Raw genomic sequence first — 20,817 nt, 5'->3', positions numbered from 1 at the left:
ACGGTGCGCGGGGAGGGGGAAATCACATGATGGGACATGAGGGCACGGGGGATGGAGCCGTCTCCGGCGTGCCGACAGGAGGTCGGCCATGAAGGTGACCGGGATAGTGCCACTCTTCTTCCCGCTGTGCCGCCGGCTGTGGCCAGGCAGACTGGCCGGTCTGTCCATGGCGCTGCTCAAGGCGACCGCGCTGGAGGCCGCGATCCTGGCCGGCCACCTCCTGCTGTATCCGACGGGCCTCACCCAGGAGCGCCGCCCGGCCGCCCTGCCCGCCGGAGACGCGTCGCCCGCCGGCGACGGCACCACCCAGTTGCCGGTGCGGCCCGGTCCACCGGTCGTGCTGCTGCACGGTTTCATCGACAACCGCTCGGTGTTCCTACTGCTGCGCCGCAGCCTCGTCCAGCACGGCAGGCAGCGGGTGGAATCGCTCAACTACTCTCCGCTGACCTGTGACATCCGCGCCGCCGCCGAGTTGCTCGGCCGGCACGTCGAGGAGATCTGCGAGCGCACCGGCAGCAGGCAGATCGACATCGTGGGGCACAGCCTCGGCGGACTGATCGCCCGCTACTACGTGCAGTGTCTCGGCGGTGACCTGCGGGTGCGCACGCTCGTCACCCTGGGCACCCCGCACTCCGGAACGCGGGTGGCGCCGCTGGCCAACGCGCATCCGATCGTGCGCCAGATGCGGCCGGGTTCCGAGGTGATCGAGGCGCTGGGCCGGCCCGCGCCCGGCTGCCGTACGCGGTTCGTCAGCTTCTGGAGCGACCTGGACTCCCTGATGGTCCCGCTGGAGACGGCCTGCCTGGAGCACCCCGATCTCGACGCGCAGAACATCCGGGTCAACGGCATCGGGCATCTCGCCCTGCCCGTGCACCCCGCCGTCGCGGCCGGGATACGCGAGGCCCTCGACACCGCGCACCCCGGGGACCGGCTCGCCGGCGGTCTGACGGTGGCCTAGGGCCTCTCGTTCGGATCATGCCGGATCAGGGAGCGGGGCCTGGCGCCGTGCATCGCAAGGCGGAGGAGGGCGTCATGGCGGAGCCATGGCAACCGACGACAACGCGGCGAGGTGCGGTGCCAGGCCCCGCGAGCCCGGCATGATCCAAACGAGAGGCCCTAGGGCCGGACCACCGAACGGGCGGCGTCGGAGGGACGGGACTGAGGCGCTGCACAGCCGGTGCACAGGTGACTCGCTGTCACCCGTCATCGAACATCCTTCGAACACCAGGCCAAACTCACGTCCGGCGTCCCCCGAAACACGGCCGAATGCCCGTTTCCGGCCCACACGAAACCAGCCGAAGATTGTCGCGCCCGCGTACCGCCGGGTACAGTCGCCGCACTGCTCTGGCAGCCCCTGTTGTCGAGGCGAAAGAGAAGTTGGTGAACGACCGTCACCCGTCGGGGATCATGACCACCCCGGCCCCGGCTTCCGACGCCTCCACCGCGCACCACGCGCCGTACGGCACACCGGAAGCTCCCTACGACGACCTCACCACGTACGGTGGCTACGACGCCACGGGTTTTGCGAGCGGCTCCACCGGCACCACGGCCTTCGCCAACGACCCCCTCTTCGGCAGTCTTCCGGGAAGCGAGCAGACCACCGGCGCGTACGACACCACGCAGTGGCAGACCGGCACCGGCCAGACCCTGACCCACGACCCGTACGCGGCCCAGCACCACACCGCCTACGACTCCGGTGGGTACGACACCACCGCCTGGACGGTCCCCGCGCAGTCCACCGGGAACGACGTGAGCGGTCAGTGGGACGCGAGCGCCTGGCTCCAGCCCGACCAGTCCACCGGCGCCGACCCCACCCAGCAGTGGGAGTGGGGCACCCAGACCTATGACACGGGTGCGTACGACGCCACGCAGTGGAACGCGGCCGGCCAGGCCGTGCCGACGGAGCCCGAGCAGGTTGCCGAACCGTTCGACCAGCAGGCCACCGCCACGTTCGAGCAGGTCGGCGACGCGCAGGCGACCGCGGCCTTCGCGCAGTCGGCGTACCGGGAAACCGCGTGCGAGGAACAGCACGGCGACGAGGACGAGTCGACCACCACCGGTGAACTGCCCGTGACGCACGGCCTGCTGGACGGGCAGGAAGAAGTCACCCCGGCCCCGGTGACCCGCGCGGGCTCGCGCAGCGCGGCGCGTTCCCGGCGTCGTACGCCCGCCAAGCGCTCAGCGCTGCTCACCGTCGCGGTGCCCTCGGCCTGTGTGATGGGGGTGGCCGGGATCGCCGCGGCCTCGGTCGGTGCCCTGGCCGACGACTCCCATGACGCCACCGCCACCGCCTCCGCTTCGGACGCGCACGGGGTGCAGCCGTCGGTCGCCAACAGCAAGCTGGACACCCAGCTCAAGACCCTCTCCGCCGGGGCCGACGACTTCGCCGACCGGGCCAGCCGCACCCAGGAGCGGATCGACCTCAAGGCGCAGCAGGAGCTGGAGAAGAAGAAGGCCGCGGCGGAGGCCGCGCTCAAGGAGCGGCTGCGCCCCAAGTTCGTGCTGCCGGTCGCGCAGAGAGGGCTCAGCGCCTACTTCGGCCAGGCGGGCGTGAACTGGATGTCGGTGCACACCGGCATCGACTTCCCCGTCTCCTACGGCACCACGGTGATGGCGGCCACCGACGGCACCGTCACCACCAAGTGGAACAGTGCCTACGGCAACATGCTGATCGTGACGGCGAAGGACGGCACGGAGACCTGGTACTGCCACCTGTCCAGCTACCGCGTGGCCTCCGGTACGACCGTCAAGGCCGGCGAGCCGGTCGCCTACTCCGGCAACTCCGGCAACTCCACCGGTCCGCACCTGCACTTCGAGGTACGGCCGGCGGCCGGGGCGGCCATAGACCCCCTGCCGTGGCTGCGCAGCCACGGGCTGGACCCGACCTGAGCCACTGCCGGTACGGGCCCCGCCGGACCGGCGGGGCTCACTTCGTCTAGAGCTTCTCCACCGGCGCGTACCGCAACAGCAGCCGCTTCGGCTTGGTGTCACCGAAGTCGATCGTCGCCTCCGTGTTCGCGCCGGTGCCCTTCACCCCGACGACCGTGCCGAGCCCGAACTGGTCGTGGGTGACGCGGTCCCCGACGGCCAGCGCGACCACCGGCTTCTCCGCGGTGCGCCGCGTGGCGAACCCGGATGCGCCCGACGCCGAGGAGCGCGAGCGGCTCGAGGACAGCGAGGCCGCGATTCCCGAGGCCGGGCCGGAGGAGAACGGCGCCGACGCACCCGTCCGCTTCCACTCCATATGGGCGGCCGGGATCTCCTCCAGGAAGCGGGAGGGCGGGTTGTACGACGGCTGGCCCCAGGCGCTGCGCATCGTCGACCGCGTCAGGTACAGCCGCTCCCGGGCGCGTGTGATGCCGACGTACGCCAGGCGCCGCTCCTCCTCCAGCTCCTTGGTCTGGCCGAGGGCGCGCATGTGGGGGAAGACGCCGTCCTCCATGCCGGTCAGGAACACGACCGGGAACTCCAGGCCCTTGGCGGTGTGCAGGGTCATCAGCGTGATGACACCGTCGCCGTCCTCCTCGTCGGGGATCTGGTCGGAGTCGGCGACCAGGGCGACCTGCTCCAGGAAGTCGGCCAGGGTGCCGGTCTCACCTTCACCGCGTTCCTGCTCGAACTCCAGGGCGACGGCCGCGAGTTCCTGGAGGTTCTCGATGCGGGTCTCGTCCTGCGGGTCGGTCGAGGCCTGCAACTCGGCCAGATAGCCGGTGCGCTCGAGCACCGCCTCCAGGACGGTCGCCGGTCCCGCGCCGGACTCGACGATCGTGCGCAGGTCCTCCATCAGCGCGTTGAACCGCTTGACCGCGTTGGTGGAGCGCGCGGCCATGCCGTACGCCTCGTCGACCCGCTTGAGCGCCTGGGGGAAGCTGATCTTCTCGCGCTGGGAGAGGGCGTCGATCATCGCCTCCGCACGCTCGCCGATGCCCCGCTTGGGCACGTTGAGGATGCGGCGCAGCGGCACCGAGTCCTCGGGGTTCGCGAGGACGCGCAGGTAGGCGAGGACGTCCCGGACTTCCTTGCGCTCGTAGAAGCGGACGCCGCCGACGACCTTGTAGGGCAGGCCGACGCGGATGAAGATCTCTTCGAAGACACGGGACTGGGCGTTGGTGCGGTAGAAGACGGCGACGTCCCCGGCCTTCGCCTCGCCCGTGTCCGTGAGGCGGTCTATCTCGTCGGCGACGAACTGGGCCTCGTCGTGCTCGGTGTCGGCGACGTAGCCGGTGATCCGCGCGCCGTGGCCCGCGTTGGTCCACAGGTTCTTCGGGCGGCGGGACTCGTTGCGCTCGATGACCGCGTTGGCGGCGGACAGAATGGTCTGCGTGGAGCGGTAGTTCTGCTCCAGCAGGATCGTCGTCGCGTTCGGGTAGTCCTCCTCGAACTGGAGGATGTTGCGGATCGTCGCGCCGCGGAAAGCGTAGATCGACTGGTCCGCGTCACCCACCACGCAGAGTTCGGCGGGCGGGAGGTCGTACTCGCCGGGCGGGGTGTCGACGTCCTCGGCGGCGCGCTCGCCGGTGCCGACCAGTTCGCGCACGAGCGCGTACTGCGCGTGGTTGGTGTCCTGGTACTCGTCGACCAGGACGTGCCGGAAGCGGCGGCGGTAGTGCTCGGCGACGTCCGGGAAGGCACGCAGCAGGTTGACCGTCGTCATGATCAGGTCGTCGAAGTCGAGCGCGTTCGCCTCGCGCAGCCGCGACTGGTAGAGCGCATAGGCCTGGGCGAGGGTCTTCTCGAAGCCGTCGGTGGCCTGGGCGGCGAAGTCCTCCTCGTCGATCAGCTCGTTCTTCAGGTTGCTGATCTTGGCGCTGAAGGACTTGGGCGGGAACCGCTTGGGGTCGAGGTCCAGGTCGCGGCAGACCAGGGCCATCAGGCGCTTGCTGTCGGCGGCGTCGTAGATCGAGAAGGACGAGGTGAAGCCGAGCTTCTTCGACTCGCGCCGGAGGATCCGGACACACGCGCTGTGGAAGGTCATCACCCACATCGCGTTGGCGCGCGGGCCGACGAGCTGCTCGACGCGCTCCTTCATCTCGCCCGCGGCCTTGTTGGTGAAGGTGATCGCGAGGATCTGGCCCGGGTGTACGTTCCGCTCGGCGAGCAGGTGGGCGATGCGGTGGGTGAGCACGCGCGTCTTGCCGGAGCCGGCGCCGGCGACGATGAGCAGCGGGGAGCCGGCGTGCACCACCGCGGCGCGCTGGTTGTCGTTCAGCCCCTCCAGGAGTGCCGCCGCGTCGATCGCCGGGCGGGGGGCGCCGTCGCGGTAGTAGGCGTCCCGGTCCGGCGGCACGTCGAACTTCCCGCCGAACAGATCGTCCGGAAGCGCGTCCGGAGCGTGATCGTCCTCGGGCGGTGGCGGGGGTTCCTCCTCGTGCCCGCGAGGGGGCTGGAGGTCCGCCAGGAAGCTGTCGTCAAAAAGGCTGCTCATCGCTCTACGAGTCTAGGGCTCCCCACCGACAACCGGTCGCGGTCCCCGGAACACGGACGTCTCGGGTGGGGTCCGCATGGGGTGCGGTCCCGGAGTGGGATCCTCGCCCCACCTGCCCCCTTTTCCCCTCACGCTGAGGAAGCACCTGGTCACGCCCACATGAAACCTGCATCAGGTCACAGAAATGTATCGGACATACTGCGCACCAACCTTCACAAGAGACACACGAGTTGGTTAGGTTTCCGTCAGGCCGCACGACCCCTCTCCGGCGAACGTCGCCGGGCCGCGCGGCCTCCGCCGAGTCCGGTGCGCCCCCCACGGTGCCCGGAGCCGGGGACCCACCGATCCTGGGGTGAATCGGCCGACTCCCGCCCGGGACGACGCCGTAGGGCAACCCTTCCGAAGCACGCGCCCGAACCCGACAGCTAACCCGGTAGGCGGCACGTTGGAAGGAGTCGCCTCCCTTGGCGTCGCACCGCAAGCCGCGCCCCGGCGGCACCCGTGGACCGGGCCTGCGCGGCCCCGCCCTCGCCACCGCCGCATTCACCTCCGTGGCCGTCCTGACCCAGACGGCCGAGGCCGCCGCCGACGACGGCAGGCCGAGCCTGGAGGAGATCGAGAAGAAGATCGACGAGTTCTACCGCCAGGCCGACTCGGCGCCGGAGGAGGAACCGGCGGCCGCCCGGCGGCCGCACGGCGAGGACCCACGTCAGGAGGGCGCCCGGCGCGCGAGCCGGCTCGCCAAGGCCCGGGAGGGGCTGGTTCCGTTCGCGGCCACCCCGGACACGGCCGCCTCTCTCCTCTCGGAGTATCCGCAGGACCACTTCGCCCAGAGCAGGGTGATGAACCGGTTGGCCTCGCGCGTGAAGGACGCGGCCGAGCGGGGCAAGACCACCAGGAGCCCGGAGGCGCCGGCGTCCTCGCACTACGACGTGAAGGCCGCGAAGGCCACCGTCCAGCACAAGCTCGCCACCGCGCGCGAGCTGCTGTCCCGGCTCACGGCCCAGCAGGGCGCGCGGCCGGCCGGGCTCGGCCGACGGCGCCTGGAGGAGCCCGGTCCACGGGCCTACGGATCCCCGGGCCCGCGGCAGGAAACCAAGGCCGAGAAGGCGATCGCCTTCGCCCGGGCCCAGATCGGCAAGCCGTACGTGAGCGGTGCCAGCGGGCCCGGCTCGTACGACTCCTCCGGCCTCACCCAGGCCGCGTGGAAGGCCGCCGGCGTCACCCTCCCGCGTACCGCCCAGGCCCAGGCCGCCGCGGGCAGCCCGGTCCCCGTCACCGAGGCGCGCGCCGGTGACCTGGTCTTCTTCCACGACGACAGCAGCCATGTCGGCCTCTGCACGGGCGACGGGATGATGATCCACGCCCCGGAACCCGGCGCGTACGTCCGCGAGGAATCCGTGGACCGCGGTGGCGAATCGATCATCCACAGCGTGGTGCGGCCGGCCTGAGCGCGCCTCACGTGGTCGGGCCTACGCGCGCGTACCGGCGGGTCCGCTCCACGCGCGCGTACCGGCGGTTTGCGTTCCACGCGCGCGTGCCCGGCCCGGCTGGGTGCGCGCGGCTGCCTGGCATCGGGCGCATGCCCGGCATCTCAGGTCTGCGCGCGTGGTGGGCGGGGCGGCCTCCCGCGTCCGGGGCCGCCGTGATTGGCGGCCGGCATCCTGTCGGTTGGTCTGCAGCTGGCCGGCGACGAGACGGTCTCGCGGGTGGCGCCGGCGATGGCCGGCGTCGCCTGGGTGGCGCTGGGCGCCGACTTCGTCCTGCGGACCTCGTCTGCTATCTCGGGCTTATCTCGCTGGCGGCCGAGGCGGCCCGGGCCGCGGCCCGGTTACGACGTGCTTGGTGGGCGACGGTGTTCCCGATGGGAATGACGGCGGCGGCGAGGCTGTCCGTCGCGGCCACCGTGGACGTCCCGTGGCTCAAGGGGCCGGGACGGGTGCTGGTGTGGGTGGCGGTGGCGGCGTGGCTCGCGGCCGCCACCGGTGCGGTGCTCGCGGCCCGTGCCGGCGACCACGTGGACCGACCGTCAGGTCCACAGCACGGCGATGAAGATGTTCGCCGTCGTCAGCAGGCCGACCAGCCCGAAGAGCCGCTTGTCGACCCGCTCCTCGTCGCGCTTCACGTAGACCAGGCCGAGGATCACGATCAGCAGGGCCAGCTTCACGCCGATCTTGATGTTGTTGACATGGTGGTCGTCGGCCTGGTTGAGGCCGACCAGGGCCACGCCGGTGACGAGCATGGTCAGTGCGCCGTGCAGCATGCCGGGGACGAACCGGGCCGTGCCCTGCCCCATGGCCTTCATCTGGGTGAGGAAACCGCCGAGCAGTGCGGCGATGCCGATGATGTGCAGGCCGACGAAGAGATGGATGAGTAGGTCCATGGAGCCGGAGCCTAACGAGGGCGTTCTCGTCTTCCGTGACCGGGCCCGACGCCGATGTCCCAGCGGTCCGTCCGCGAGGCCGTGGATCTTGCATATATGCGACCCATAGCAGCCCACATCTCCGAGCTGTCCCGCTTTTGGCGCTTCGGTCAGCACGCTCCGTGAAGACGACGACTCAGCCCGGGCAACACGGTCACATCCGGTCACACCTTGGTCCGTCGAGGCCAGTTTCGTACACCGCGTTACCCACTCGTCACAGACCGGCCTAGCGTCCTCCCCCAGGTGACCGGCTTCCCACCGCCGCCCGGGCCAGGGGCGGCAGTCGGCCACCTCCGCCGAGAAAGGCCCGGCGGTGGCCCGCTCCCCCTGTGCGGGCCACCGCCGGGCGCACCGACCGCTCGGTCGCACGAGTCCTACGAAAGGACGTGACGGTCCAGGTGGCAGCGCACCGCAAGCCCCGGCAAGGCCCGCTCAGTGGCCATACGGCCCGGACGGCCGCCACTCTCGCCCTGGCGGGTGTGGCCACCGCGGCGGGCTTCGACGGGACGGGACACGCCGAGCCACAGCTGACGCCGGCGCAGGCGAAGGACAGAGTCGACAAGTTGTACCAGGACGCGGAGGCCGCCACCGAGAAGTACAACGGGGCGAAGGAGAGAGCCGAAACGGCCCAGCGGCGGGTGACCGCGCTGCAGGACCAGGCCGCCCGCAAGCAGCAGAAGCTCAACTCGGCCCGCGACGCACTGGGTTCCATCGCGGCGGCCCAGTACCGCGACGGCGGCATCGACCCGGCCTGGCAACTGGCCCTGTCCAGCGACCCCGACCAGTACCTGGACGGCGCCGCGTTCGCGGAGCGGGCGGGCGACCGGCAGGCCGCCGCCGTGTCACGGGTGCGCGAACAGCTGCGGGAGATCGAGCGGTTGCGCGGCGCCGCACGCATCGAGCTGACCTCCCTGCGCTCCCGGCAGGCGGAGCTGAAACGGCAGAAGAAGACCATCACCGGAAAGCTCGACGAGGCGCGGCGGCTGCTGGCGCGGCTCACCCCGCGGCAGCGGACCGAGGTCACCGGTGACAGCGCCCCGGCCGGGCACGTGTCCCGGTCGGCCTCCTCCGCGCGGTCGGCACTGGAGCGGGCCGGGTCCGTCACACCTCCCAACGCGCGCGCGGCGGCGGCCGTCTCCTTCGCCTACGCCAAGCTCGGCAGTCCCTATGTGTGGGGTGCGACGGGCCCGAACGCCTTCGACTGCTCGGGCCTGGTCCAGGCCGCCTACCGCTCCGCCGGCATCTCCCTGCCGCGCACCACCTACGCCCAGATCAACGCGGGCCGCCGCGTCTCCCGCTCCGAACTCCAGCCCGGCGACCTGGTCTTCTTCTACTCCGGCATCAGTCACGTCGGGCTCTACGTCGGGGGCGGCCAGATGATCCACGCCCCGAACCCGTCGGCACCGGTCCGGCTGGCCCCGATCGACCAGATGCCGTTCGCCGGGGCCACCCGGGTGGCGTGAGGGCGGCCCCGCAGGGTCAGACGAGGCGGCGCGCGGTCGCCCAGCGGGTCAGCTCATGGCGGTTGGACAGCTGAAGCTTGCGCAGGACCGCCGAGACGTGGGACTCGACCGTCTTCACCGAGATGAACAGCTGCTTGGCGATCTCCTTGTAGGCGTAGCCACGGGCGATCAGGCGCAGCACCTCGCGCTCGCGCTGGGTGAGGCGGTCGAGGTCCTCGTCCACGGGCGGAGCGTCGGTGGAGGCGAAGGCGTCGAGGACGAACCCGGCCAGCCGCGGGGAGAAGACGGCGTCGCCCTCCTGCACGCGGAAGATCGAGTCGACCAGGTCGGCGCCGGTGATGGTCTTGGTGACGTAGCCGCGGGCGCCGCCGCGGATCACGCCGATCACATCCTCCGCCGCGTCCGACACGGACAGTGCGAGGAAGCGCACGGGCCGCTCGGCGTCGGCCGTCAACGCCGCGCAGCGGCGCAGTACTTCGACCCCGCCGCCGCCCGGCAGGTGGACGTCGAGGAGGACCACCTCGGGCCGGGTCGCGGTGATGACCGTGACCGCCTGGTCGACGTCCGCGGCCTCACCGACCACCTCGACCCCGGTCTCGGCGGTCTGGCCGATCTCGGCCTGGACGCCCGTGCGGAACATCCGGTGGTCGTCCACGAGCACCACCCGGACGTGCCGCCCGCCCGCGCCGCCGGCGGGGCCGGACTCGGCCGCCTCCGCCGCCTCCGCCGTGCCGTTCATCTCGGTCGCGTCGCTCATGACGTCTTCTCCGCCCTCTCCATCTCCAGCTCGACCTCCGTGCCGCCGTCCGGCACCGCCCGCAGCCGGGCCGTGCCGCCGTTGCGCTCCATGCGGCCGATGATCGATTCTCTGACGCCCATGCGGTCGGCGGGTATCGAGTCGAGGTCGAAGCCGGGACCGCGGTCGCGCACGGACACGAAGACCGTCTTTCCCTCGACTTCGGCATAGGCCTGTACGGCACCGCCTTCGCCACCGTACTTGGCGGCGTTCACCATCGCCTCGCGCGCGGCCTGCATCTGCGCGCTGGTCTTCTCGTCCAGCGGGCAGTCGCCGACGATGACGACCTCGATGGGCACGCCGTGCTTGTCCTCCACCTCGGCGGCGTTGCGCCGCACCGCCTCCGCGACCGTGTCCGGCTCGTCGGCCTCGTCCTTGCCGGTGCCCTCCGGTTTGTACAGCCAGGTGCGCAGGTCGCGCTCCTGGGCGCGGGCGAGGCGGCGCACCTCGTTGGCGTTGTCGGCATTGCGCTGGATCAGGGTGAGGGTGTGCAGCACGGAGTCGTGCACGTGGGCGGCGACCTCGGCGCGCTCCTGGGCGCGGATGCGCATGAGGCGTTCCTCGGACAGATCCTGCGTCATGCGCACCAGGTAGGGGCCGGCGAGCAGCGTGATGCCGACGAGGACGGCGAGCGCGGCCTGGAGGACGGCGCCGAGGTGCGCGGCCGAACCCTGCAGGACGAAGATGGCCGAGACACCGGCCGTGACGAGCAGGACGCCACCGGCCGCGCGCAGCAGAGTGAGAGTGCGGCGCCGCCGGCCGACCTCGACCCAGCGGGCCCGGCGGGCGTTGTCCGCCTGCCGCCAGACCAGGGCGACACCGGCCGCGACGAGCACGGCGGGCAGCAGATACGCCTTGGCCGCGCTGCCCAGGTTGACGCTGCCGACGAAGACCATGGACACGATGACCATGAGGAGCAGCGCGACGATCTGTCCCCGGTCCGGCTTGCGGGCCACCAGTCTGCGGCGGCCCTCCGGCGAGGTCTCGGTGCCGACCAGTGTCGGCGGCTTCTGATCGCCGACACCGCCGACGCCCAGGGGGACGAAGAACCAGAACGCCGCGTACAGCAGCGCACCGAGTCCGTCGGCCATGAACAGGCCGACGAAGACCAGCCGCACCCAGACGACGGGCAGCCCGAGATGCCCGGCGAGGCCCCGCGCCACTCCGCCGAGCCAGCGTCCGTCGCTGCTGCGGTAGAGCTTGCGCGGCGGCCGCGGGTCGTCGAGTGGCAGGCTTGCGGCTTCCGGCATGGCAACGATGGTCACATGGCCGGCGGGGCAGAGCATCAGGGTCGGCCCCCGAGACGCCCCTGATCTTCAGCGGGGCCGGCTCGGGGAGCGCCGCACCAGGCGATCCGCTGCCCCTCGAACGCTTCCCCGCCCCGCCTCAGGGCCGATTTCAGGGTTCGCCCAGGGTCGTCCCGACTGCCGTCGCGGCGACCGGGCCGTCACCATGGACGCATGACGGATCACGAGCACGCCGCGACGGGTCCGGGACCCGGCACCGGCCCGCGCCCGGCCCCGGGCACCGGACCGACGGATGCCGCGCCCGCCGCGACGGGAAGGGCGGGAGCGGCCGGCACGGACACCAGCGCCGACACCCGCACCGCCGGCAACACCCGCCCCGGCGCGGAAACGGGTGTCGGCGGCAGCACCGGCGCTGCCGGGCCAGGGCAGCAGCCGGAAAAGGAGCACGAGCAGGAGCACGACACCGCCGAGGCCCCCGCCCGGTTCCGGCGCGACCGCCGGCACAAGATGATCGCGGGCGTGTGCGCGGGTCTCGGTCGGCAGACCGACATGGACCCGGTGATCTTCCGTATCACCCTGGCCGTGCTGTCGGCGACCGGCGGCATCGGCCTGATCTTCTACGGCTTCGCCTGGCTCCTGGTGCCGTACGAGGACGACGAGGAGAACGAGATCCGCAAACTGCTGACCGGCCGCGTGGACGGCCAGGCGCTGACCGCCGTGCTGTTCGCCCTGGTCGGCTGCGGAATCTTCCTGACCATGCTGAGAAACGGCGGGGTGCTGACGTTCGCCGTGGTGCTCTCCCTGCTGCTCGCGGGGGCCGGGTACTGGTCGCGCCGCCGTGGCGCCGCCGATCCCGACCCGCTCGCGGCGCAGGCCGCCGCCGACGCGCCGCCGGAGGCCCAGGCGCCGCCGGTCGTCACCTTCTACCCGTCCTGGTGGCGGGACCCCGTCGTCAAGGACGGCACCCATGTCGGCGGCACCGGCTACCTGTGGGGTCCCGACGAAGCCCGCGAGCGGGACCTCCTCTCGGGCCCCGACGTCGGCGTCGCCCTCCCGTGGACCCACCACGGCCCCGTACAGCCGCCGCGCGCCGCGCCACCGAGACCCCGCGGCCCGCGCTGGATCGGCGGCTGGGTGTTCCTGCTCGCCCTGCTTGCGGGCGGCCTGGGCAGCGGGCTGACCTGGCACACGCACCCGCTGGGCACCAGCCTGCAGACCGGCCTGGCCTGCGCGCTGGCGGTCTTCGGCCTGGGCGTCGCGGCCAGTGCCTTCCTGGGCCGTACGGGGGCCGGGACGGTGTTCCTGGCGATCGTCACGGCGGGACTGCTCGCCGGGGCGTCGGCCCTGCCGAAGGACATCACCACGCACTGGCGGAACACGTCCTGGAAGCCCGCCGCGGCGGCGCAGGTGCGGCCCGCCTACGAGCTCGGCACCGGGCGGGGCACGCTGGACCTGGCCCTGGTGCATCCGGCCAGGGGGCAGAAGGTCGCCACGAGCGCCCATGTGGGCGCGGGCCGGCTGAAGGTGGTCGTGCCGGCGGACGCGACCGTGCGGATGAGCATCGACGTGGGAGTGGGCGACATCCGGTTGCCCGGGGACAACAGGAAGGACGTGGATGTGCAGCCGGGCAGGCACAAGGACGTGACACTGGCGCCGGCCAGGGGCGCCGGGGACTCCGGCACGCTGGACCTCACGCTCGAGGTCGGTGCGGGACAGGTGGAGGTCAGCCGTGCTGCGTCATGAGTTCCAGCCCGGGAAGCTGGTCGCCGGGCTCTTCCTGACCGCCGCCGGTGCCGTCTACGCCGGGGACGCGGGCGGCCTGTGGGAGACGCCGTGGTTCGTGGTCGTCCCGCTCGTCGTGGGCGGCCTGTGCCTGGCCGGGGTCACAGCCGCCCTGACCCGCCGGATACGCGGCCGGGGCGGCGCCGAGGGCGGCTACGGAACCTGAGGGGCGAGGCCGGGACGTGCCCCTGACGCCGGACGCCCCCCTCCGCAATCATGAGGTTTTCCGGGGCGGTGGCCGTGGGGCTTTCCGGGGCGCTCAGTAGCGATAGCCGCCGGATCGCTGTCGGCGTCGTGCGCGCCAGGCCGCGTCCACGGAGAGGTAGGGGGCGCCGGCGAGGACGAGGGGCAGCCAGGCCATCAGGAAGGCGAGGTCGTTGCCGTAGTAGTAGGGGGTCGTCGCCCAGCTGACCGTCAGCCACAGGCTGAGCGAGATCAGTGCGCCGCCGAGCGCGGCCAGCCGGCCGAACAGACCGAGCAGGGTGCCGATGCCGACGGCCAGCTCACCGAGGGCGATGGCGTAGCCGAAGCCGACGGGGTTCTTGAGGGCCAGGTCGACCAGGGCCGGGATGGCGGCGGAGCCACGGGCCGCACGGATGGTCTCGCCGATGGATCCGGTGCCCCCGGACTTCATGAAGGCGCTGTCCGTGAGCTTGTTCAGGCCGGCGTAGACGAAGGTGACCCCGAGGAAGATGCGCAGCGGCAGCAGGGCGTAGTGGGTGGCGGTGTCCCGTCGGCTGCGGCGGCCGTCGAGCCGGGGGGTGGGTGTGTCCGTCCGAATACCGTGAGTCATCGCTGTCAGCCGCCTCTCGCCCCCGTGCCGCCCCCTCACCTGACGATACGTATGACGCGGGCGGCCCGTTCAATCCTGTCCCGGATGATTTTCCGGATTTCGGATCCCGGTGCGAACGGCGGGGCGGGTCCTTGTCCACTGCGTCGGCCGTCGACTGCGTCGGCCATGAGGGGTACGGGGGCCCGCTGCCGCTCCCCCGTCTCCCCGGTCGTTCACTCCGTCACCTCGACGACGCACCGGTTGGTGGCCGCTCCGGCCGCGGTCACCACCTGTACCTCCACCGAGCCGGGCTCGACATCGGCCGGTACGGGCACGGTCAGGACGGTGTCCGTGGGGTTGCGGAAGCCGCCCGCGACGGGGACGAGCGGCACATGGACGTCGACCGAGCCGATGCGGACGACCGTACGCGAGAGCCGGTCGGGACTCTGCGCGCCGGGCGGGACGAAGCCGGTGCCGCGGATCTCGATGTCGTCGCCGGTGCGGATCGGCCCGTCCAGGTCCCCGGGTTCGCGGGCGCGGACCACGGAGAGGATGGCCGGGCGGCCGCCCTCGGCGTACTTGCCGGCCAGGTAGGTCGCGGCCGAGATCAGCACGATCACGCCCAGTCCCCAGGGCAGGTCGGGCAGCTGGTCGGGGCGGCGGGCGAGCCGTACGGCGGCGAACAGCAGGGCGACGGCGCTGATGACGACGTACTGGATGTCGGCGAAGGTGCCCCGGCCGGAGTCGTCGGTGAGCAGGTCGGCGGCGCGCGGCCGGTGGGCCGGTACCTTCTGCAGCCGTTGGGCGAGGATACGCAGGCCCACCACCCGGCGGACCAGGACGGCGATGCCGCACACCACGGAGAGGACGGTCACCACGCCCGCGCCGCGCGCGAGATCGAGCCCCGAGATCAGCGCGTCGCGTTCGGTGTGGTCGGAGGCGGCGGCGAGCCGGGCGGCCAGCAGCAGGACCGCGTAGGCGACGAACAGCACCCAGCAGGCGGCCACCGTGCGGGAGGTGGACATCCGGTTGTCCTCGCCGATCACCGGCGCGAGTGCCCCGCCGCGCGCCCGGTGGAGCCGGCAGGCGGCGGTCAGCGCGCCGGCGACGGCCAGCGCGGCGAGCAGGGCCGCGGTGCGGGCGTCGGTCCAGCCCGGTCCGATCGCGGTGAGCGCCTCGGTGAGCAGCAGGACGGTGACCGAGCCCCACACCACGCACACCGTCCGCAGCCACAGCCGCGCGAGCCACGCCTCGCCCTCCGCGCGGCCGCGTTCGGCGACGGCCTCCGCGCACTGGGTCAGCTCCTCGGAGACCCACTGGCGGGACGCCGAGGCCGAGTGCGCCACGGCCGCCGGCAGGCCCTGCCCGGCCGCGAACTCGTCGCGCCGGCGCAGGAACGCGGCGACGGCCCGCCGGTGTCCCGCCCGGGCGCCGTGCGGGCAGTCCCCGCAGGTGCAGCCGCCCTCGTGGGTCCCCTCGGGGCCCGTGCCCCCTCTCGCTTCCTGCACCGCCACGCCCGACGCCCGCCTTCCCCACGACCCTCCGGCACGGCCGCCGACACCCGCGACGGGCGTGCCGGGGCCGCGCAACTCCCCTGTGCCGAGTGCGCATTGTGCCCTACCCCCAGGGCCTCTGGGGGCGCCGGTCCGGGTGACCGCGGGTGAAGCCGGGGCCGACGTGTTGACCCGGCTGCGAGAATTCCCGTATGGCCGAGATCATCCAGCGGGACGGGACCTGGGCCTTCGACGGCAGCACGATCCGGATCACCCCCGGGCTGCACCGCTCCGTGGCGCTGTTCCGGCAGACGTACGGGGAGATCTCCGTCCCCCTGGAGGCGGTGGCCGGCGTCGTCCACGAACCCGAGCGCAGACGTGGCCGGCTGCGGATGCGGCTGCGCGAGGGCGCCGACCCGCTGCTGCAGGCCACGGGCGGACGGCTGCCGGACGCGGCGGATCCCTACCGGCTGACGGTGGAGGCGGACCGCTCGGGGGTCGCGGAGTATGTCGCCGAGGAGATCCGGCAGGCGCTGCTTCTCGAGGAGGTTCCCCAGGAGCCCACGACCGCCTATCTGCTGCCGGGGCCCCCGGTGCCGGTGTCGGTGCGGTCCTCCGACGGCACCGTCTCCTTCGACGGCAGCCAGGTGCGCATCGACTGGACGGACACCTCCGACCGGGTCAAGCGCGCGACCGGCCCGCGGATCATCGGCCTCGGCGATCTGGTGCGGGTGGAGTGGCTGCCCAATACCGGCCACGAGGACGGTTTCCTGCGGTTCGTGACCCCGGAGACGGTGTTCTCCAAGCTGCCGCCCGAGCGGGACCCCCACACCCTGGACCTGTGGGGCAGCGTGCGGCGGGATCTGCTGACCGCGCTGGTCGCGGCGGCCGTCACCGCCCGGCTGCCGCATCCCTCCACCCGCACGGGCGGTACGTACGACGGCCGGTACCGGCGGCGGGCCGTCGTACCGGCGCGGGGCGGCCGGCACGACGTGCTGCTGCGCCGGCTGCGGGAGCTGGGGGAGCTGCACCGGGAAGGGGTGCTCACCGACGAGGAGTTCGCGATGACGAAGGCGGCCGTGCTCCGGGGGTTCAGCTGAGCAGGTCGGGTTCGCTGCGGCTGATGTCCTGCCACATCGGCTGGTAGTTGATCCAGGCCACCAGGTCGCCGCCGAGCTGTTCGCGGGTGGCGACGGCCTGTTTGTGGTCGATGAGCACCGGGCGCCCGGCCGCCCGGGCCATGAGCTGCACCTGGCAGGACCGTTCCATGGACAGGAACCACCAGGCGGCCGCGTCCACGGAGTCGCCGACGGTCAGCAGCCCGTGGTTGCGCAGCACGAGCGCCTTGCGGGAGCCGAGGGCGTTCGCGATCCGGCGGCCCTCCTCGGCGTCGACGGTGACACCGCTGTAGGCGTCGTAGAGCGCCACGTCCTCGTAGAAGGCGCAGCTCTCCTGGGTGATGGGGTCGATCAGCTCGCCGAGCGCGGCGACGGCGCGGCCGTGCACCGAGTGGCAGTGGGCGACGGCGACGACGTCCGGACGGGCGGCGTGGACCTGGGCGTGCACGGTGAACGCGGCCTGGTTGACGTGGTAGCGGCCCTCGACGACCTGCCCGTCCTGGTTGGCGAGCACGAGATCGCTGACGGTGACGTGCCTGAACGGCATCCCGAACGGGTTGACCCAGAAGCAGTCGGTGAATTCGGGATCGCGGGCGGTGATATGCCCGGACACCCCGTCCTCGAAGCCGCTGCGCCCGAAGATCCGCAGGGCGCCGGTGAGCCGCTCCTTGCGGTGCCGGCGTTCGTCCTCGACCGATTCGTGCATCGGTGGCATGGCGAACTGCAGCTGGTCGGTGGGCAGCGGCAGGGGCGGGTTGGGCCCGTGCATAGATCCTCCAGCGTGGGATGTGCGGTACGGGCCGGAAGTTACCGCCGGTCGGCGCAAAAGGGCAGAGCAAACAGGCGGAGCAGTTCTGTGAAGTTGACGTACGCGCGAAATACACGACAGAAGGTGTCTGGATTGGCCGCGAGGCTGGCGCGTATGAACTGGGAAGCCTTCAGCACCGCCGCACCCGAACTGGCCAGGATCGCCGAGAAGCAGTTCGGCGCCCACCGGCATCACATCCTCGCGACCCTGCGCAAGGACGGCTCGCCGCGCACCAGCGGTCTGGAGGTCCGTTTCCTGGGCGGGCGGCTGTGGCTCGGCATGATGCCGGGCTCGCTCAAGGCCCGCGACCTGCTCCGCGACCCGCGTTTCGCGCTCCAGGCCAATCCGGGCGACGACCTGGGCAGTGGGGACGTCCGGATCAGCGGGCGGGCGTTCGAGGTCGTCGATGCGGCCGTGAAGGGGGCGTACATCGAAGAGGTGGAACCGCCGCAGCCGTTCCACCTCTTCCGCACCGAGCTGACGGAGGTCGTGCGGACCTACGTCGAGGACGAGAAGTACCTGGTCGTCCAGGTCTGGAAGCCCGGGGAGCCGGTGCGCACGCTCCGCCGGACCTGAGCCCGGGTGGGGCTCACTCCCACTCGATGGTGCCCGGCGGCTTCGACGTCACGTCGAGCACGACCCGGTTGACGTCCCGGACCTCGTTGGTGATCCGGGTCGAGATCTTCGCGAGGACGTCGTACGGCAGCCGGGACCAGTCGGCGGTCATGGCGTCCTCGGAGGAGACCGGGCGCAGGACGATCGGGTGGCCGTAGGTGCGGCCGTCGCCCTGGACGCCGACGGATCGGACGTCCGCAAGCAGGACCACCGGGCACTGCCAGATGTCACGGTCCAGGCCGGCCGCGCTCAGCTCCTCGCGGGCGATGGCGTCGGCGTCGCGCAGCAGGTCCAGGCGCTCCTTGGTGACCTCTCCGACGATGCGGATGCCGAGGCCCGGGCCCGGGAACGGCTGGCGCTGGACGATCTCCTCCGGCAGGCCCAGTTCCTGGCCGACCATCCGGACCTCGTCCTTGAACAGCTTGCGCAGCGGCTCGATCAGCTGGAACTCGAGGTCCTCGGGCAGGCCGCCGACGTTGTGGTGCGACTTGATGTTGGCGGTGCCGGTGCCGCCGCCGGATTCGACGACGTCCGGGTACAGGGTGCCCTGGACCAGGAACTCCACGGCCGGGCCCTCGTCGGCGATGATCTCGGCCTGCGCCTGCTCGAAGACGCGGATGAACTCACGGCCGATGATCTTGCGCTTCTCCTCGGGGTCGGAGACGCCCTTGAGCGCGGTGAGGAAGCGCTCCTCGGCGTCGACGACCTTCAGCTGCACGCCGGTGGCCGCGACGAAGTCCTTCTCGACCTGCTCGGTCTCGCCCTTGCGCATCAGGCCGTGGTCGACGTAGACGCAGGTCAGCTGGGAGCCGATGGCCTTCTGGACGAGGGCGGCGGCGACGGCGGAGTCCACGCCGCCGGACAGCCCGCAGATCGCCCGCTTGTCCCCGACCAGCTCGCGGATCGCGGCGACCTGCTCCTCGATCACGTTGCCGGTGGTCCAGTTCGGCTTCAGGCCGGCACCGCGGTACAGGAAGTGCTCCAGCACCTGCTGGCCGTGCGTGGAGTGCATGACCTCGGGGTGGTACTGGACGCCGTACAGCTTCTTCGCGTCGTTCTCGAACGCGGCGACCGGGACGACGTCCGTGGACGCGGTGACCGAGAAGCCCTCGGGGGCGGCGGAGCAGGCGTCGCCGTGCGACATCCACACGTGCTGCTCGTCCGGGGTGCCCTCGAAGAGAGTGGAGGAGTTCCTGGAGACGTGCAGGTCGGTACGGCCGTACTCGCGGGCGCCGGTGTTGTCGACGGTGCCGCCGAGGGTCTGCGCCATGAGCTGGAAGCCGTAGCACATGCCGAAGACGGGGACGCCGGCGTCGAACAGCTCGCCGTCGAGGCGGGGGGCACCCTCCTCGTACACCGACGAGGGGCCTCCGGAGAGGATGATCGCCGCGGGGTTCTTGGCGAGCATCTCCCGGACCGGCATGGAGCTCGGCACGATCTCGCTGTAGACCCGCGCCTCGCGGACGCGACGGGCGATGAGCTGGGCGTACTGCGCGCCGAAGTCGACGACCAGGACGGTGTCGGGGGTGGCGGCAGACTGAGTCGCTGATGACACGGGATGCCTTCCGGCGGTGGGGCGGGGTCTTGTACGACCGATTCTACCGGGGTGGCCGTGGGTGACCTCGTCGTCCTCCCGTGGGGCCGCCCCGGACCCCCGCCGCCGCCCACCCGCGCCCGGCCCGTGGGACGGAAGGCGGGACGGCCCGGCCCGGTGGGGTCCCCTGACCTGCCGTGGCATACTGGCCCCATGCTCACGCAGACGACCCGCTTCTTTACCTATGGCATCCGGCCCGCCGGCTGCCATGGTCGTGCTGCTTGAGCGAAACGCCAAGCGACTTCCCAGGCGCCCCGGGCCGACAAGGCCCGGGGCGCCTGTCGTTTTCCGGGTTCTGCCGCTCCAGGGCATCCACCTTTCCGATCAAGGAGCCCGACGTGACCACCACCACCCCGGAAGCCACCATCGCCGACGCCCGGGAGCGCATCGACGCGCTCGACGACCGGATCATCGGCCTCGTCCAGGAGCGGATGGCCGTCTCAGCCGTCGTCCAGCAGACCCGGATCGCGTCCGGCGGCCGCCGGGTGAACCTGTCCCGCGAGATGGAGATCCTCGGCCGTTACCGTGACGCCCTCGGCAAGCCCGGCACCGCTCTCGCCATGACCCTGCTGGAGCTGAGCCGGGGTCGCATCTGAGTTCGGTGCCGCTCTCACCCGTACGGCGCGTGACCGGCTCGGGCACCGCTTCGTTGAGGGGGTGTCCGTGCCAGCCAGGGGCGGGCCCGACAGAACCACGCGTGGCTTGCTGGAGCGACGAGGTGTACGGGTCGTGCCGTACGCCGTGGGACCTCGCTCCAGGGAAGTGACCGGACGGCAGGGGACAGCAGCCCGGTCACCCAAGAGAACGGTCGGCTCCGGGGACGCCCGGGGCCGGCCGGCGGAACATGCACATATGCACCGGTGCCGGGTCACATGGCGGGGGATGACGCGTTCCTCCAGCACGATGCGCACCAGCCCCGAGTCCCGGCGCGAGCCCCGGCGTCGGGTGCACCGGCCGACCGCCGGCGGGCGCGGCCGTCCGCCACGAGGAACACGAGCAAGCGGCGCGACCCCCCGGCGCCGCACCCCGGCACCGGCGCCGCCCTGACGCCGGTGCTGACTGGAAGAAGGGCCCCGCGGCCGCTCCTTGAGTTCTAGTGGTCGTCGCAACACCCCAGCTCAAGGGGTGCGATGTTCGAGATCCGCAAGACCCGGACGGTGGCCCAGGGCCGCAGGAAGCTGACCCGTGAGCGGGAGGAATACTTCCGGCTCATGCAGCAAGGCGTGAGTTACACGGAGGCGGCCAGGGTCGTCGGCATCAACCTCCGCACGGGAAAGCGATG

17 protein-coding genes, 1 pseudogene and 1 riboswitch are annotated in these 20,817 nt (G+C 72.0%); of the genes and pseudogenes, 10 read left to right on the top strand and 8 right to left on the bottom strand.

Annotation, left to right across the window (positions count from 1 at the left end; translation table 11 throughout):
• The first annotated feature begins 88 nt into the window (after window positions 1–88).
• Together AC07C1_RS29125 and AC07C1_RS29120 are read left to right on the top strand one after the other, a co-directional pair.
• Complete coding sequence (locus AC07C1_RS29125; RefSeq protein WP_478943737.1) at window positions 89–958, top strand: esterase/lipase family protein; 870 nt, start codon at window positions 89–91, stop codon at window positions 956–958.
• 422 nt (window positions 959–1,380) lie between these two features.
• The gene (locus tag AC07C1_RS29120) at window positions 1,381–2,889 is read left to right on the top strand and encodes a M23 family metallopeptidase (protein ID WP_478943735.1); all 1,509 of its coding nucleotides are present in this window, start codon (window positions 1,381–1,383) and stop codon (window positions 2,887–2,889) included.
• Window positions 2,890–2,935: 46 nt separating this feature from the next.
• Here AC07C1_RS29120 and pcrA read toward each other — a convergent pair whose 3' ends face one another.
• Window positions 2,936–5,425, bottom strand: a complete 2,490-nt coding sequence (gene pcrA, locus AC07C1_RS29115) for a DNA helicase PcrA (RefSeq protein ID WP_478943734.1) — start codon at window positions 5,423–5,425, stop codon at window positions 2,936–2,938.
• Window positions 5,426–5,710: 285 nt separating this feature from the next.
• A riboswitch (cyclic di-AMP (ydaO/yuaA leader) is annotated at window positions 5,711–5,881 on the top strand.
• A gap of 8 nt (window positions 5,882–5,889) precedes the next feature.
• Here pcrA and AC07C1_RS29110 point away from each other — a divergent pair.
• On the top strand, window positions 5,890–6,876 hold the full coding sequence (locus AC07C1_RS29110) for a C40 family peptidase (RefSeq protein WP_478943732.1): 987 nt from the start codon (window positions 5,890–5,892) through the stop codon (window positions 6,874–6,876).
• 578 nt (window positions 6,877–7,454) lie between these two features.
• Here the strand turns inward: AC07C1_RS29110 and AC07C1_RS29105 are convergent.
• Window positions 7,455–7,808 (bottom strand): hypothetical protein, encoded by a 354-nt coding sequence (locus AC07C1_RS29105; RefSeq protein WP_478943730.1) that lies wholly within the window; start codon window positions 7,806–7,808, stop codon window positions 7,455–7,457.
• 437 nt (window positions 7,809–8,245) lie between these two features.
• On the opposite strand from AC07C1_RS29105, the gene AC07C1_RS29100 reads away from it, so the two are divergent.
• Window positions 8,246–9,310, top strand: coding sequence for a C40 family peptidase (locus AC07C1_RS29100; protein WP_478943728.1), 1,065 nt, complete (start codon window positions 8,246–8,248; stop codon window positions 9,308–9,310).
• Between the two features lie 16 nt (window positions 9,311–9,326).
• Here the strand turns inward: AC07C1_RS29100 and AC07C1_RS29095 are convergent, their stop codons facing one another.
• Together AC07C1_RS29095 and AC07C1_RS29090 are read right to left on the bottom strand one after the other, a co-directional pair.
• Window positions 9,327–10,067: a LuxR C-terminal-related transcriptional regulator gene (locus AC07C1_RS29095; protein ID WP_478943726.1), complete on the bottom strand. Its 741-nt coding sequence runs from the start codon at window positions 10,065–10,067 to the stop codon at window positions 9,327–9,329.
• Entirely contained in the window at window positions 10,064–11,356 is a 1,293-nt protein-coding gene (locus AC07C1_RS29090; RefSeq protein ID WP_478943724.1) for an ATP-binding protein, read from the bottom strand. The genes AC07C1_RS29095 and AC07C1_RS29090 overlap by 4 nt, the downstream gene beginning before the upstream one ends.
• Before the next feature lie 210 nt (window positions 11,357–11,566).
• Here AC07C1_RS29090 and AC07C1_RS29085 point away from each other — a divergent pair, with 210 nt between their 5' ends.
• Together AC07C1_RS29085 and AC07C1_RS29080 are read left to right on the top strand one after the other, a co-directional pair.
• Window positions 11,567–13,096, top strand: a complete 1,530-nt coding sequence (locus AC07C1_RS29085; protein WP_478943723.1) for a PspC domain-containing protein — start codon at window positions 11,567–11,569, stop codon at window positions 13,094–13,096.
• On the top strand, window positions 13,083–13,301 hold the full coding sequence (locus tag AC07C1_RS29080; RefSeq protein ID WP_478943721.1) for a hypothetical protein: 219 nt from the start codon (window positions 13,083–13,085) through the stop codon (window positions 13,299–13,301). Before AC07C1_RS29085 ends, AC07C1_RS29080 begins: the two co-directional genes overlap by 14 nt.
• A 93-nt stretch (window positions 13,302–13,394) precedes the next feature.
• On the opposite strand, the gene AC07C1_RS29075 is transcribed toward AC07C1_RS29080, so the two are convergent.
• The gene (locus AC07C1_RS29075) at window positions 13,395–13,928 is read right to left on the bottom strand and encodes a DoxX family protein (RefSeq protein WP_478943720.1); all 534 of its coding nucleotides are present in this window, start codon (window positions 13,926–13,928) and stop codon (window positions 13,395–13,397) included.
• A gap of 212 nt (window positions 13,929–14,140) precedes the next feature.
• A complete protein-coding gene (locus AC07C1_RS29070) occupies window positions 14,141–15,421 on the bottom strand; it encodes a hypothetical protein (RefSeq protein ID WP_478943718.1) in 1,281 nt (426 codons plus the stop codon).
• Window positions 15,422–15,612: 191 nt separating this feature from the next.
• On the opposite strand from AC07C1_RS29070, the gene AC07C1_RS29065 reads away from it, so the two are divergent.
• A complete protein-coding gene (locus tag AC07C1_RS29065) occupies window positions 15,613–16,500 on the top strand; it encodes a DUF4429 domain-containing protein (RefSeq protein ID WP_478943716.1) in 888 nt (295 codons plus the stop codon).
• Here the strand turns inward: AC07C1_RS29065 and AC07C1_RS29060 are convergent.
• The gene (locus AC07C1_RS29060) at window positions 16,493–17,287 is read right to left on the bottom strand and encodes a class II aldolase/adducin family protein (RefSeq protein ID WP_478943714.1); all 795 of its coding nucleotides are present in this window, start codon (window positions 17,285–17,287) and stop codon (window positions 16,493–16,495) included. The two genes, AC07C1_RS29065 and AC07C1_RS29060, sit on opposite strands and share 8 nt — an antisense overlap.
• A gap of 153 nt (window positions 17,288–17,440) precedes the next feature.
• Here AC07C1_RS29060 and AC07C1_RS29055 point away from each other — a divergent pair, with 153 nt between their 5' ends.
• Entirely contained in the window at window positions 17,441–17,902 is a 462-nt protein-coding gene (locus AC07C1_RS29055; protein WP_478943712.1) for a pyridoxamine 5'-phosphate oxidase family protein, read from the top strand.
• 13 nt (window positions 17,903–17,915) lie between these two features.
• Here AC07C1_RS29055 and guaA read toward each other — a convergent pair whose 3' ends face one another.
• Window positions 17,916–19,496, bottom strand: a complete 1,581-nt coding sequence (gene guaA / locus AC07C1_RS29050; RefSeq protein ID WP_478943710.1) for a glutamine-hydrolyzing GMP synthase — start codon at window positions 19,494–19,496, stop codon at window positions 17,916–17,918.
• A gap of 377 nt (window positions 19,497–19,873) precedes the next feature.
• Here guaA and AC07C1_RS29045 point away from each other — a divergent pair, with 377 nt between their 5' ends.
• Both AC07C1_RS29045 and AC07C1_RS29040 read left to right on the top strand, forming a co-directional pair.
• Complete coding sequence (locus AC07C1_RS29045) at window positions 19,874–20,131, top strand: chorismate mutase (protein ID WP_478943708.1); 258 nt, start codon at window positions 19,874–19,876, stop codon at window positions 20,129–20,131.
• A gap of 534 nt (window positions 20,132–20,665) precedes the next feature.
• Window positions 20,666–20,817, top strand: a pseudogene (locus AC07C1_RS29040) (IS30 family transposase); the annotation flags it as partial.

The organism is Streptomyces sp. NPDC045022, from assembly GCF_056432605.1.
This window is presented reverse-complemented; position numbering and strand designations above follow the sequence as displayed.